The organism is Alteribacillus persepolensis (assembly GCF_900099605.1).
In the GTDB taxonomy this organism is placed as follows: domain Bacteria; phylum Bacillota; class Bacilli; order Bacillales; family Marinococcaceae; genus Alteribacillus; species Alteribacillus persepolensis.
Map to the genome: position 1 here is coordinate 1 of NZ_FNDK01000009.1, position 13632 is coordinate 13632.

The 13632-nt window shown below is 44.3% G+C and carries 14 protein-coding genes; 2 read left to right on the forward strand and 12 right to left on the reverse strand.

Features of this window, described 5'->3' with window-relative positions:
- Positions 1-516: 516 nt before the first annotated feature.
- From BLT18_RS08650 to BLT18_RS08700, 11 genes are all read right to left on the reverse strand, one after another.
- Positions 517-1275 carry a cyclase family protein gene (locus tag BLT18_RS08650; protein ID WP_091273067.1) on the reverse strand — a complete coding sequence of 253 codons (759 nt, stop codon included), beginning with the start codon at positions 1273-1275 and terminating at the stop codon, positions 517-519.
- Positions 1276-1690: 415 nt separating this feature from the next.
- Positions 1691-1873: a PspC domain-containing protein gene (locus BLT18_RS08655; RefSeq protein WP_091273069.1), complete on the reverse strand. Its 183-nt coding sequence runs from the start codon at positions 1871-1873 to the stop codon at positions 1691-1693.
- Positions 1874-2038: 165 nt separating this feature from the next.
- Complete coding sequence (locus BLT18_RS08660; RefSeq protein ID WP_322787563.1) at positions 2039-2893, reverse strand: metallophosphoesterase; 855 nt, start codon at positions 2891-2893, stop codon at positions 2039-2041.
- 43 nt (positions 2894-2936) lie between these two features.
- On the reverse strand, positions 2937-3284 hold the full coding sequence (locus BLT18_RS08665) for a DUF5412 domain-containing protein (RefSeq protein ID WP_091273073.1): 348 nt from the start codon (positions 3282-3284) through the stop codon (positions 2937-2939).
- Between the two features lie 169 nt (positions 3285-3453).
- Positions 3454-4095 carry a malonate decarboxylase holo-ACP synthase gene (locus tag BLT18_RS08670; protein ID WP_091273075.1) on the reverse strand — a complete coding sequence of 214 codons (642 nt, stop codon included), beginning with the start codon at positions 4093-4095 and terminating at the stop codon, positions 3454-3456.
- The gene (gene mdcD, locus BLT18_RS08675; RefSeq protein WP_091273077.1) at positions 4086-5756 is read right to left on the reverse strand and encodes a biotin-independent malonate decarboxylase subunit beta; all 1671 of its coding nucleotides are present in this window, start codon (positions 5754-5756) and stop codon (positions 4086-4088) included. Before mdcD ends, BLT18_RS08670 begins: the two co-directional genes overlap by 10 nt.
- Positions 5743-6048 carry a malonate decarboxylase subunit delta gene (locus BLT18_RS08680; RefSeq protein WP_091273079.1) on the reverse strand — a complete coding sequence of 102 codons (306 nt, stop codon included), beginning with the start codon at positions 6046-6048 and terminating at the stop codon, positions 5743-5745. The genes mdcD and BLT18_RS08680 overlap by 14 nt, the downstream gene beginning before the upstream one ends.
- Positions 6049-6063: 15 nt before the next feature.
- Positions 6064-6945, reverse strand: a complete 882-nt coding sequence (locus BLT18_RS08685) for a triphosphoribosyl-dephospho-CoA synthase (protein ID WP_091273081.1) — start codon at positions 6943-6945, stop codon at positions 6064-6066.
- Positions 6946-6957: 12 nt separating this feature from the next.
- Positions 6958-8619, reverse strand: a complete 1662-nt coding sequence (mdcA, locus tag BLT18_RS08690) for a malonate decarboxylase subunit alpha (protein WP_091273083.1) — start codon at positions 8617-8619, stop codon at positions 6958-6960.
- A 30-nt stretch (positions 8620-8649) separates the two neighbouring features.
- Positions 8650-9573 (reverse strand): ACP S-malonyltransferase, encoded by a 924-nt coding sequence (locus BLT18_RS08695; RefSeq protein WP_091273084.1) that lies wholly within the window; start codon positions 9571-9573, stop codon positions 8650-8652.
- A gap of 93 nt (positions 9574-9666) precedes the next feature.
- Positions 9667-10323, reverse strand: a complete 657-nt coding sequence (locus BLT18_RS08700) for a GntR family transcriptional regulator (protein ID WP_091273086.1) — start codon at positions 10321-10323, stop codon at positions 9667-9669.
- A 263-nt stretch (positions 10324-10586) separates the two neighbouring features.
- Between BLT18_RS08700 and madL the strand changes: the two genes are divergently transcribed.
- Together madL and madM are read left to right on the forward strand one after the other, a co-directional pair.
- Positions 10587-10988 (forward strand): malonate transporter subunit MadL, encoded by a 402-nt coding sequence (madL, locus tag BLT18_RS08705; protein WP_091273088.1) that lies wholly within the window; start codon positions 10587-10589, stop codon positions 10986-10988.
- 17 nt (positions 10989-11005) lie between these two features.
- On the forward strand, positions 11006-11770 hold the full coding sequence (madM, locus tag BLT18_RS08710) for a malonate transporter subunit MadM (protein ID WP_091273090.1): 765 nt from the start codon (positions 11006-11008) through the stop codon (positions 11768-11770).
- Positions 11771-11985: 215 nt separating this feature from the next.
- On the opposite strand, the gene BLT18_RS08715 is transcribed toward madM, so the two are convergent.
- Positions 11986-13626 carry a DUF2207 domain-containing protein gene (locus BLT18_RS08715; RefSeq protein WP_175487438.1) on the reverse strand — a complete coding sequence of 547 codons (1641 nt, stop codon included), beginning with the start codon at positions 13624-13626 and terminating at the stop codon, positions 11986-11988.
- Positions 13627-13632: the final 6 nt, after the last annotated feature.

Genomic DNA, 13632 nt, shown 5'->3' on the forward strand with positions numbered 1-13632 from the left:
TTCGATGAGAAAATCTCAGCTTGCTGCTCAACCTCTATGGGAAACCGCCGCGTTTCTACAGTCTAAAGAAAGCTTGGCGACAGCCAAGCTTTCAGGTACAGATGACAGCCCCGCTGCACGTGTGACGGTTTTCTCAACATATTAGCAGCATCACTAGTTGATTCGCACCAGCATATCGTCCTTTTCTATCAATATAAAAATTAATTATTTCTCATGTCGGCTAAATGAATCAATTTCATAAGTGCTTTTATGATTATCAAAAGCGAACATTATTTCGATTGTAGCGTAAGGCGGCGACTCCTGCGGGATAAGCTTGAGCTGAAGACCCCACAGGCAGCTTGCTGCCAAGGAGGCTGAAGCCAAGCCCGCGGAAAGCGTCCGCCTGAAGCGAAAATCGAATGATAACGAGGGGATTTCATATAATGTTCGTTTATAATGTGATAGATCTGAATTATGAAATTGATTCAAATACGTGAAGAAAAACAGTTTCGTTGTCATTGAAAACAATCTGTTCTGTTACTCTTCAATACAAGCAACGGGACGCGTCCAGGCACCGCTTGCTTTTTCAATATTCACTGGAAAACACGCTACTGTGAAACCGTGTCGGACTGGAATTTTATCGAGATTAGCGAGCTTTTCTATTTGGCAGTATTCTTTTTCTATCCCCACATAATGCGCTTCCCACATCACACTTTTCTCCGGTGCTTTTTGATGCTGTTTGGCTTGAATATGAAACGGAATATCCCACCCCCAGCCGTCAGTTCCAACGACTTTGATACCTTGGTCCAGCAGCCAGCGTGTTGCTTCCGCCGACACACCGGCATGCAAAAACGCATATTGCTCGTCATAGAGTTTCTTATCAGCATCACTTCGAACGAGCACGATGTCATAAGGTTTTAAAGTATAATTCATGTCTTTTAGCTGCGCTTTAAAATCCTCAGAAGAAATTTCATAGCCTGGTGCAGCTCCACTAAAATCAAATAAAACGGCATCACGAAAGAACCAGTCAAGCGGCATTTCCTCAATCGTTCGCGCTCGTCTGCCTGCGGATTGTTCTCCGTAATGCCATGGTGCGTCAATGTGCGTGCCGGCATGCGTATTTGCCGTGACAGTTTCTGTAGCCCACGCTTTGCCGTTGCGAAAAGCTTCTTTTTCAATCCCAAGCAGCTTCGCACCCTGCTCTGCTCCTTCTTCATGAGAATGATACACAATGGACGGGGGAAGCGGCTCCTTAACACTCGGACTCAGCGGTACGCTTAAATCAATGAACTTCATATATAGTCTCCTTTCTATGCATTGGCAATACTTCTCTCCTACCAGTTCACCAATTCTTCTAATTATCCTGCTGTTTGGAAAACGGCCGAAGTTGGCGTAAAATGGTGACAAAGAAGGTATGTATCCCCAAAAAAAGGAGCTGTCTATGGAATTCATTCTCATCGTCGTTATCCTCTTCGTTTTATTTCTTCTCGTAAGAAACTTAGAGGTTATGAAAAATAGTATTACTAAAAAGCAGGACGAACAAATCCGCCTCTTACAAGAAATAAAAACGCTTCTGGAGGACAAGCATAAAAAGTAAGAGAAGCGTTCGCACAGGAATGTCTTTAATCGCTGTGGTTCCTGACGCCCAGCATATTTAGCCAGCACAATGCGTGTCGCGAATATAATAAGAGCAGCTGGGCGTACTCAGCATTTATAGCAGACGACTGCGGTCTGGCATTAGGTTAGCTAAAACAATATAAACGAAAAGCGATGCGGGAATCACAATAAAAAGGATTCTTGTCATAAGAGACGATACACCGAAGTATTCAGCAATCCCCCCGCACACTCCCCATAAAGACCGGTCGCTGGACGATTTTTGTAACGGACTGTTCATCTACTGGCACTTCTCTCCTTTCCATTCCTACCCTGCAAGAACCCTTTATGCCGGATTTGCATATAGCCATCTGTCATTCATCGTTTTTCCCATCACTGTTTCTGCCATGTTCCTCTGTGTTTTCGATAAACGGCGCTGTTTTTGTCATAAGTGGTGCATTATGTATTACTCTTTGTTCAGCGTTACAACGACAATTTCCGGCCGGTTGAAGATTCGAACAGGAATGACGCTATTACCTAAGCCGCGATGGACCATCATGGTTGTATTTTCTATCGCATACGCTCCGCCGTCATATTCTGGAAACAACCCTTGATTTGGCGCTATAACCCCTCCCACAAAAGGAATGCGAAATTGTCCGCCATGGGCATGGCCAGAAAACACGGCATCCATGTCATATCGCGCATACAATGATGCTAACTCCGGCCGGTGAGACAGCAGCATATGAAAGCCATCATCATGAGAAACATCCGCCAGCGCTTCTTTTATAAATAATTCGGCCGTTTCCTCTTCTTGAGAAAAGCCATTTGCCTGCGTTGGGTCATCAATTCCTGTTATACGAATCGACTCTCCCTGCACAACGATTTCTTCTGTTTTGTTTCTCAATACTGTGACATTGACGCCTTGCAGCTTCTTCTCCAGCGAACCAAATCTCCCAGACTTCCATTCATGGTTGCCTGTTACGTAATAGACGGGCGCCATTTCCGTCAGCTTTTCCATCAATATTTGGCCCGCTTGCTCGTCATATCTGTCCTCATCCACTATATCCCCGGTAAATACAATCATATCCGGATTCATATCCGCAGTTTTTTCCACTAAGATACTTTGATTGTCCCCAAAATATTTTCCGTGAAGATCTGATAAGTGAACAATGGTATATCCGTCAAAAGAATTCGGCACGTCTTCAGAGCGAATCGTGTATTCTGTTGTTACGAGGGCATTGTTTTGAAAATAAAAAAACAGATAAGCCAATAGAGAAGCACCGAAAACATACAGCAGCCTTCTTTTCATTTTTTTCTTCAAGTCAACACCTCAATGTATCTCCTGTACTAACACTGCCTTACGTTCATTCCTTTCGAAAATCATAGGTGTCATGCGGAACGTCCAGCGTACGGCCATTTATTTCCACTGTATCATCATCCATCCACCGAATGTCTGCAGATTCTTCTCGGTAATTCCAGTAAATGTTTTTCGTTTTATCCTTTTCTTCATGGAACACTAATTCTCCGCGTACAGCATTCGAAACAGTAGCATTGCCGTGTGATGCATACGCTTTTAATGTGTACGTGCCGTCTGGTGACGTTGCTTCTGTGAGATGTTCTCCGGCTGGCAGTCTCTCCATATCAAAAAACGCCCAATGTATTCCATATGCCAGAAACCCTGCGGCACATGCACTCCCAGCCAGCAAAAACATAAAGATACGTCTCCGCTTCGTCTGCACAGCCGTCCTCTCCCCCCTTTCTTTCAACACGTCATGCATGAAAACAAAGAGCTTTATTCATATTCAGCATGCATAACACCATTATATGCACCTGCATGTGTAACAACAAACAGGACCTGCCTTCTCAGACAGGTCCCTTCCTTCAAAGAACAGCTTTTTCCTCCTGCTTCCACGGGTCAAACACCAGTTGTGGTCCCTGTTTTGTTCGAAGCAGTATTTTTCCAGTGTTTTGGACGTACTCATTTAAAGCAAAAGCCCCGGCCTGCCCTTCCATGTGAACATCGACGCGGAATGGAAGCCGTTGAAATTCTTCATATAGATACATTGCCGTCTCAAGCATCATATGATTCGTACGGACAATCACGTCTAAATCACTCGATATTGATACAGTATGAATTCCGGTTACCAGTTCAAAACCGGCACTGCCTGTCACTCCCCATGATAAACCTTCCCCCGAAAAGATGCGGTCCATAGCATCAAGACCTTTCAAAACAGGCAGTTCCAACCGCTTCTTATCAACTTCATGCCATAAGCGGTGCTTTGTAATATATTCCGGTGAATAGCGAGCTTTTATTTTATCAAGCGGAAGCAAGGCTTTTAAGCGATGGCTGCGTTCTGTGCCTCTCATTCCAACAGGAACACAATTATTCGTGATGGGCGCACGTCTTACAACAACATAAGGTGTTTTAGCCACAGAGCCTTTCACCCAGCCTGGTGGAGTTTCCCCAAAGAGCAAATCATTCATATGCTCAAACGCTAATAAATCATGCGGTCTTATTTCCATTGTTCCTCCATTAACCGCCGTACTTCTATCGACGCTTTTCTTCCACCCTCCACCGCAGCAGGCGTTTGTAAACGATGTTCTAACCCTGATTTCCTTTCGCGAATATCGTTCACTGTTTTTGCCAGCGTTCTCTCAACTTGCTCCACGTCAGCATCTGCTGGTTTGTCAGGATGTACGTTTTTAATCAGTTCATCTAGTGCACCGAGAGTTGCAAAGGAGTGCACATCATACGCTGTAGCCGGCACTTGTTTTGCTGCTTCTTCGACCTGCGCAATCGTTCGCAACGTAATTCTAGCAGCCGATTGCTTTGACATCACTTGCACTTGCACGTTCTCATCGTCAAGCGCCAGAATGCGGTTTGCTTGAAGACCGTGCGACAAAAATGCACCAGAGATTGCTTGGCCAACGATGAGCGCAATCACAGGATGACCTGCCATTCTCGCTGAGGCATAAGCATCCGCCGCCGCTGCACAAGAAAGATAAATCCCTGCCAATTCTTCTTTGTATCCATATGCTTGACTTGGCACATCGACAATCGCAACAATTGGTCTTTTTTCCCGGTTTCGATCTTCTTCCATAATCTTTCGTACGTGTTCGGCAAGCATCCAGCCTTCTTCTAATCCAACCTCGCCATTTCGCGCTCGTGGGAATCGCGCCTGTTTGTTTGGAACAACCGCCAAAAAACTCGCTGTTTCATTGTTTATTTTCCCTTCTGCACATAAGACAGAAGCTGCATCCCTATTGTCTTCTGCTGTTTGACCTGTTAATGCTTCAAACCAGATTTTCCCTCTGCTGTTTTCTAGTTCTGGCTTCTTTTTATGGTTCGATAATTTATTTTCTTTTTTTTCTGCAATGTCTCGAAAATCTTCTGGTGCAACCTCAGAAGACGTATCTATTGCACGGATAATGGAGTGAAACTCATCAATATTGGCACTGCGTGGATGGTGTTCTTTTGCAAATAATTCGCTGATATGATTTCTGATTGTCCACGTATCATCTTCGGTTTCAATATCGGCATAGCCGGTAGACACACGCTGACGTCCTCCCATTGTACGCCAAACGAGCGTACGGTCTTTGGAATCAAACTCTCTTATACCGGCTTCTTGCTCAATCACTTCCGGACCGTTCAAGCACAGCCTGCCTTCTTTTGTCATAACTAACGCGCTGCACAGCCCGGCACTAATCGCCATGCCCCCAAAGGCGCCGATTTTACCAGGAATCACACCAATGACCGGACTGTATTCACGCAGTGCCACAATCGCAGCGTGGATTTCAGCAATCGTCAGCAATCCATAGTTCGCTTCTTGGAGGCGGACACCACCTGTGTCAAACACAATCACTGCTTTTGTCGGCTCCCCGCTTTTATTATCGTTTAAAGCCAATTCAAGCGCAGAGGCAATTTTTGAACCTGCTACTTCTCCAATGCCTCCTCCTTGAAAATCCCCTTCCATCGCAATGACGACGCTGGGGGTTCCATCTATTGCACCTTTGCCGACAACGACTCCATCGTCACTTTGCGGCACAATCCCTTGCTTTGCCAAGTGCGGTGATTCCACTCCATCAAACGGACCTAAAAGCTCCCGAAAACTTCCTTTATCCATTAGCGCACGAATACGTTCACGAGCACTTAATTCTACAAGACTCTCTTTAAAGTGCAACATTGCTTTTACTCACCTCCAATGCTTGTTCCAAGCGAAGCCGAACAACCCCTGGTGTTGCTCCGAAATCATTAATTTTCACTTTTGCAGATATGTTGTTTTCCTCGATAAATCGCTCGAGCACCAATCTCCACATTTTTTCATATCCTTGTATACTCGTCCGTACTTCTACACTTGTGTGCGGTTCTTCCACTGGTTCCATCATAATCTCTAAATCCCCTGATCCAACGACACCAACATGTGCTCTGTTTGGAATGGGTTCATTCGTTTGAAATTCAAACTGCAGCGCTTCCATATTCCCTCTCCTCCCTTATGTGGTAATTTTTTCTGCCATCAACTGTGATCGTTGAGATGATAAGTGTAAAAGCTTATCAATAAGCAAGGCAGCTGCCAGCATATCTGCACTTCCTCCAGGGGAAGCATTCCTTTTGATTAACGCTTCATCTAACTCTTGAAGCTGCACGTACCCTTCTGCCGCTGACACTCCCCCAGCTTTTAAAATCGCACGTGATTGCTGCTTTGTTATTTGCAGTGCTTCCATCCCTCCGCGGTGAAGGAGGCAACTATCATCTAAAGAAGACATCACCGCAAGAAGCGCATCCAGTCTTGCTTCTTCCTCCTGTATGTGCTTTTGCCGTTTTTTATATAAAACAGGTAAAGCAAATTGGGTGACGTGCGGAAACCCAAGCTGCGCTTCTTCTTTTGCCCCCCTCGTTCCATAACGCCTTTTCACCCTGGTGCCATTTGTTTCTTGATAAGCTGCTTTTCGGTCTCTTAATTGAGCAAGTGTGCCAGCAGCACGTGTAATGCTTTCCGCGCTCATCTTATTGCTGTTTAATGAGGCGGCAGCAGCAGTCAGTAAACCAAGTGCCCAAATGGCCCCTTTATGCGTATTTACTCCTCCAGTAGCGGCCAGCATGTTTTCTTCTCCCACTCTTCCGATTGCTGCAATTTCTTCTCTTAAAGACTGGTTAATCGGGTGTTGAAAAGCGAATTGAGCTATGCTTTTAAACGTATCTTTTAAAGAGACAGCCGATGTTACCATCAGGTCAAAATCTAAATCAGTATGCGCTCCGCTGTTGTTTTTATCGACAAGTCCCGGTTTTGGTGTTAAAGCCGCTTCTTCAATCAATGCATTCACTGCAGCTTCTGCTAGTTCTTCGCCGCAGCTTCTTCTGTTCTCCCATTTCAATAGACTCCCCCCTTACCAGCTTCTGAATTTTGCCGGAGGTTCATATAATCCATCCGACCACTGTACTAATTCTTCTACGTTTTTTGCTGCCAGCAAAGAGCGTTTGGCATCCGTTCGTTTAATGTTTATATCTTCTGGGTAAGCGATAATTCCATCTCGCCGCAATTGCTCCGCCTGTTTGGCACTTCTCTCTAATCCAATGGGAGTAACACCTGCAATGGAGGCAATAGCTGCACGTCTTTCTTCTAAACTATCGGTTTTATAAAGGTACGCCACCCCTTCTTCTGTAACTAAGTGCGTCACATCAGATCCATAAATCATCACCGGCGCGGTATCCAGTTTGGCGTCTTTTCCGACTTGTACTGCATTGAGAGATTCTACAAATACTGGCTCGTTGCCGGATTGAAATGTTTCTACCATTTGCACGACCAACTTGCGCCCTCTCGCCAGGGGATCGTCAGATGTAATCATGTTAGACCACGCTGGAGTTGCATGTCGCCTGCCACCTGGATCATGTCCCATATTCGGCGCTCCTCCAAATCCAGCTAACCGCCCGGACGTGACCGTGGAAGAATTGCCGTCTCGGTCCATTTGCAGTGTCGAACCAACAAACATGTCAACCGCGTATTGACCAGCAAGCTGCGATAACGTCCGGTTGGAGCGAAGTGTACCATCAGGACCTGTAAAAAATGCATCAGGCCTTGCTTCGATATACTTTTCCATTCCAACTTCTCCGCCGAAACAATGAATGCTTTCAATCCAGCCGCTTTCTATCGCCGGAATAAGCGTTGGATGCGGATTAAGTGCCCAATGCTTACATATCTTTCCTTTTAGTCCGAGTTCTTCTCCAAAGGTTGGCAGCAGCAGTTCAATAGCAGCTGTATTAAAGCCGACCCCGTGGTTTAATGACTGAACGTGATGCTTTTCATACACGCCCCTAATCGCCATCATGGCCATTAAAATTTGAATTTCGGAAATATGGCGGGGATCTCTTGTAAATAATGGTTCCAATTGATACGGCTTATCCACTTCGACAATATAATCCACCCACGATCCTGGAATATCAACACGCGGCAGTTCTTCGGTGATTTCATTCACTTGAGCAATGACAATCCCATCTCGAAAACCAGCCGCTTCAACAAGTGTCGGTGTTTCTTCGGTGTTGGCTCCAGTGTAAAGATTCCCGCGGCTATCAGCTTGATCAGCAGCGACAAGTGCTACGTTAGGAATCAGATCAATAAATAATCTTCCATAGAGTTCGATATACGTATGGATGCCGCCAACCGTAATGTTTTCATCTTCAATCATTTGCGCTACACGCAAGCTTTGCGGACCGGAAAACGCAAAATCAATGCGTTCAGCTATGTTTCTTTCAAAAACATCCAAGTGCTCTGGCCGTGAAATACTGGACATAATCATGTGTAAGCGCTTAACTTTCTCTGGATTCACTTTCGAAAGAGCTTCAGATAAAAAAGACGCCTGCTTCTGATTGTCTCCTTCTAAAACTACTCTATCGCCTGGTTTTATTAACGTCTCTAGTGCTTCTACCATATGTTCTGCCGGAATGACTTTTCCTGTTGTCATCCGTGACAGTTCTTCTTTTCTCGCCCGTTTTGCGTCTCTTCTCGTCGTCCAAGACCGTTTCGTATTCTTTTGCACTTGTGTCGGATTCATGCCGCCACACGCCCCTTTCAATGAATTTATCTATTTGAGACTGTATCTCTCCATCAGGAGACAACAGTCTTCATAACCGTGACTAACTGAAATCCCCCGTATCTCTGAACTCTGTTTATTGATTAAATCAGAAAGAACCGCCTGCGGGGAAAGTTCAATAAACAAACGTGCTCCTCTTTCATAATAAAGGTGCATTACCTCATTCCACCGCACCGTATGCGATATGCTTTCTGCTAAATCATCTTTCATTTTTTCTGTATTCAACAATGCTCTTGGTTTTGTATTGCCCGCATAAGGAATGGTGGGTGAAGAAAACGAAACCGTTTGTAACGCACTTTCCATCTTTTCACTTACTTCTTTCATCAATACGCAATGAGACGGCACTGCAACATTCAGCCGTTCTGCTTTGCGCGCGCCTTCAGCTGCAGCTGCTGTAAGAAATGACTCAAGGGTCGAAACCTCTCCTGATATGGTGAATTGATCATCTGCATTAACATTGGCTAAATACATCGTTTCATCTCTTTCATATTCTTCAAGCAGCGTTGTCATTTGACGGTAAGAAAGGCCTGTCACAACACCCATTCCATACCCGGACGGGTGCTGTTTTTCCATCCACTCCCCCCGTTTTTGGACAAGCGGCAATGCGTCACGAAAAGCTAATGCCCCTGTGATGACAGCTGCACCAAAAGCACCTACGGAATGACCAGCAGCCATGTCAGGTGTATACCCTTCTGATTTAAATGCTCGATACACCGCCATGCTCCAAATGAACAGGGCAAGCTGAACAGTTGTAGTCGATTGAAGTTGTGCTTTTGTATCAAACAAGCTGATATCTGTTTGCAATATATCTTCTGCTTCTTGGAGTGTTTTTTGCACGTACGGATGATCAGGAAGCTGCTCGAACATGCCGGGCTGCTGCGAACCCTGCCCCGGACACAAAAATGCAATACTCACAAATCCATCACCTCCCTAACGAAATTACGTTCATTTTAGTCGATAGTCGACTATTTATGTTTGAAAAGGAATGGAGATGTTTTCTATTCTCCATTACTTCTTTTTCAAAACGTGATTACGAATGCTTTCGATAACATCCTGATTGTGTGTGTTTAATAAGCGGGATGCTTCTTCCAAGCGGTTCTCTTCCATCAATTCCACCAACCGCTCATGCTCTTGAATTGATTTATCAATATTTCCTTCCAATGAAAACGATAAATTTTGTACAGTTAAAAGCGGGTATTCTAAACGGTTGTACGTGCTGTTAATAATTTCACTATCACTCATTCTAAGCAGGCACATATGAAACGAATGATTTAGCTTCGTATACTCCCCGCTGTCTTTTTTGTCTTTCATTTTATGAAGAATGGCTTTCATTTCATCTAGCTCATTGCCGTTGACACCTCGTTCAATAATGCGTTTCATTGCCAGCGATTCTAAGTTAATGCGTATTTCCAGCAGATCATAAATCTCCGATTCGGTATATCCCTTTACAATTGCTCCTTTTCTAGGAATTCTCTCGACCAGCCCATAAATACTAAGTAAAAAAATAGATTCGCGCACGGGAGCCCTGCTTGTTCCGTATTCTTCCGCATAAAAATTTTCTACAATCTTTTCACCAGGTTTTAACTCCCCTGATATGATTTGCTGTGAAATATGATCTGCTATTCTATTGGATAGTGCGTTATTGGAAAAATCTAAACTAGCCATATGCTTCACGCTCCTGTCGACTGTCGATTTTTATTATATATCACTATATTTATAATTTCAATATTATTTAGAAAATTTAAAATAGTGGTTGCATTTTATTTCTTATCTGTCTATGATAATACACATAGTATATAGTCGACAGTATATTAAACTCTTCATTTTTGCAAACGTTTTCTTATGAAGGAGGTGTCAGTTCTCCCCCTGTTCCATCCTTTTTTACCGTTTATACTTATTAATATTTCAATAATAAAGGAGAGGATAATATGGTTGTTTATGGAGTAGCACTATTAGCTATTTGTATGCTGATTGGTGTGTTTTTGGGTGATATGCTGGGCCAAATACTAAATGTCGAAGCCAATGTCGGCGGCGTCGGCATTGCGATGCTGATGCTTGTGTTAGTTATTGACCAATTAAAGAAAAAAGACAAATTGAACCAAAAATCTCAAGATGGCTTAACGTTTTGGAGTTCAATGTACATCCCAATTGTCGTCGCGATGGCTGCCCAGCAAAATGTAGCCGGAGCATTAGAGGGCGGCCCGATGGCCATTATTGCCGGTGTTCTGTCTGTTCTAGCTTGCTTTGCTCTTGTTCCTGTCTTATCTAAAATTGGAAAAGACAAATCAGAAGAGTTTTTTGAAAATAATGAAATTGATAAAGCTAACTAATAAAGGAGGTTTGTTAAATGCAAGATACTGTGCTTGCTTTATTTGAAAAAAATAATCTCGTTACAGCATTTGCTGTTATTGGAATCACCATGTATATTTCGTACTTCCTCTCAGACAAGCTGACAAAAGGCAGGCTGCATGGATCTGCGATTGCTATTATTATTGGTCTTGCATTGGCGTATTTTGGGGGCATTCAAACTGGAGGCGAAAATGGGCTTGCTGATTTGCAGATGTTTTCAGGAATCGGGCTTATGGGCGGAGCAATGCTTCGTGACCTTGCCATCGTGGCTACAGCCTTTGGAGCAAACTTGGAAGAAATTAAAAAAGCCGGCTTTACCGGTGTTCTCTCTTTATTCATGGGAGTGTTCGTTTCCTTTTTTGTCGGTGTTCTTGTTGCTCTTTCTTTTGGTTACACAGATGCAGCCAGCTTAACTACAATTGGGGGCGGAGCAGCAACATATATTGTCGGTCCAGTCGCCGGAGGTGCTGTTGGAGCCAGTTCCGAAGTCATTGCCTTAAGTGTCGCTGCAGGACTTGTAAAATCCATACTAGTGATGATTGGTACTCCTTTTGTTGCTAAATTTATCGGTCTCGACAATCCCCGTTCTGCCCTTGTATATGGAGGACTTATGGGCACAACGAGCGGTGTTGCCGGCGGGCTGGCCGCCACAGATCCAAAGCTGGTCCCATATGGTGCTATGACAGCTACTTTTTTTACAGGTCTAGGATGTTTGTTAGTCCCTTCCATTTTATATTTTATCGTCCGCGCATTTGCAGGTTAACTGCTGACCACGCTGACCATGGTAACAATCCCCGCGTATAGAAGAAGGTATCATGCACCTCGTATACGCGGGGCTTCTTATTCAAACAATCATTTATAAATCATAAACCGTTACTGGCTTTCTTCTTATTGCTTTTGCATCTCATTTTCCTCCTGCAGCAATTTCTCAAGCTTCTCATCTCAGCACAAAAAGCACAACCCCAAAAAGGATTGTGCTTAAAACGCGCCGGAACCGCCTCCGCCGCCTCCTGCACCAGCACCACCGCCGCTGCTTCCTGTGCCCGCAGCAGCAGAGGCCGATGCATGGCGGTCCGCTTGATCCAGGCTCATATGCAGATTCGCCCCAAGTATTAAAAATAAAGCCCAATTTTCATTGGCATTCGAAAGTGACGGGTTCGTAAAAAGATCTCGCTTTCCCATCCCCATTTGAAACAGCAGTGCAGGTACTTGCTCTTCTTTGCCCCAGCTCTTCCACTGATCTCCGATTTTCAAACTCCCTAATACATGCTTGATTTGCTGTCCTTTCACGGTCAATGGACAGTAGCCAATGGCAAAGATAAGAAAAAATAGCAGCAAAGCAATGAAAGGCAGCGTCCAAAGGATCAAACCATAATACAGATATAACACAACCAGCGGCAATGTCACTGCAGCTGCTATTCCAGCTGTCCAGCGGGGATTTGTTGACTTTTGGTACAAATCGTACTGTGTGTATTCTTTTTTCACCGCACGCTGCCACGCTTGAAAGTCTTTTCGGTACGCTGGCTGGTTTTTCTTCTTTTTCGTGTACGCGGTAATGTCTTCTACATGAAGGTTTGTTCCATCGCCAATCTTACTAAACAGCCAGCTGATTAAATGGGTTTCATGCTCGTAATCGCCACTGTGCTGCACCACCGTAAATTCTTTTTCCGACACTTTTTCCACATATCCTTTACGGAGAAGCTCCAAAAAAGCCGCTGTTAACGATTTCGCTGACAAGTGACCGTGATTCATAAACATGAGCATTGCCGGCAGGCTCATAGAATCATTTGGAAAGTGACCGCTGCCATGTGTTTGCCTCTCTGCCTCACGAAGCGTTTCCTGTCTTTTTCTCCATCCGTGCCAAATAAGAATAAGAGCTAGAGCGGTTAATACTCCTGTACCAAATGGTGCAAGCGAACTCCACTGCTCACGCTTTTCGGCTCTTGCGATGACCGCTTCGTCTAATTCCTCTTTTTCTGCCAACATCGTCTTTAACATCGCTTCATCGCTCGTCACAGGTGCCTCTGGGAAAAGCGCGGCATCATATGCGACGCGAATATCACCATTTTCTCCGCTTGAAACCTCTCCCAGCTGAAAGGTCACACCTTCCTCATCGTTATGATGCAAGGTATTGTACGCTTCGTCATATCCATAGGCTGCTTTAGCTTCTGCAGGCTTTGGCGGCTGCACGGTTATCGTCATGTTTTGATACACGGATTCGTTACTTTTATCAAAAAACGGCCAGTAAAATTGCGCAACATCGTCATACACTTCTACACCATTTTTAATGGTATAAAATAAATCAATCGACACCGTTTCATCGGCACCGCCTCGATGAATACTGTAGACGTTATCTTCCTGTTTTACTGTTAGACTCTCACCGTTTTCGGATGCTTGCATGTTGGCAATCGATGTGTTTTCCTTTGGAATAATCGTTCGTGTTATGCCATTGAATTCCCCATCAAAACTGTATGTATGGGTTTCTTTTACATGTACCTCTCCACTGGATGTTAGAGAAGCGGTAATTTCAGTTTCATCAATTGAAAAATCTACTGCCAAAACAGGCGCCGGAAATAAAGCGATGACAAAAAGCACCACGAATAAGCAAATTTTTTTCAACCGGAC

Excerpts from the sequence above, each read along its gene's own strand:
- BLT18_RS08650 (WP_091273067.1), bottom strand. The coding sequence starts at position 1,275 with ATGAAGTTCATTGATTTAAGCGTACCGCTGAGTCCGAGTGTTAAGGAG.
- BLT18_RS08655 (WP_091273069.1), bottom strand. The coding sequence starts at position 1,873 with ATGAACAGTCCGTTACAAAAATCGTCCAGCGACCGGTCTTTATGGGGA.
- BLT18_RS08665 (WP_091273073.1), bottom strand. The coding sequence starts at position 3,284 with ATGTTTTTGCTGGCTGGGAGTGCATGTGCCGCAGGGTTTCTGGCATAT.
- BLT18_RS08670 (WP_091273075.1), bottom strand. The coding sequence starts at position 4,095 with ATGGAAATAAGACCGCATGATTTATTAGCGTTTGAGCATATGAATGAT.
- mdcD (WP_091273077.1), bottom strand. The coding sequence starts at position 5,756 with ATGTTGCACTTTAAAGAGAGTCTTGTAGAATTAAGTGCTCGTGAACGT.
- BLT18_RS08680 (WP_091273079.1), bottom strand. The coding sequence starts at position 6,048 with ATGGAAGCGCTGCAGTTTGAATTTCAAACGAATGAACCCATTCCAAAC.
- mdcA (WP_091273083.1), bottom strand. The coding sequence starts at position 8,619 with ATGAATCCGACACAAGTGCAAAAGAATACGAAACGGTCTTGGACGACG.
- BLT18_RS08700 (WP_091273086.1), bottom strand. The coding sequence starts at position 10,323 with ATGGCTAGTTTAGATTTTTCCAATAACGCACTATCCAATAGAATAGCA.
- madL (WP_091273088.1), top strand. The coding sequence starts at position 10,587 with ATGGTTGTTTATGGAGTAGCACTATTAGCTATTTGTATGCTGATTGGT.
- madM (WP_091273090.1), top strand. The coding sequence starts at position 11,006 with ATGCAAGATACTGTGCTTGCTTTATTTGAAAAAAATAATCTCGTTACA.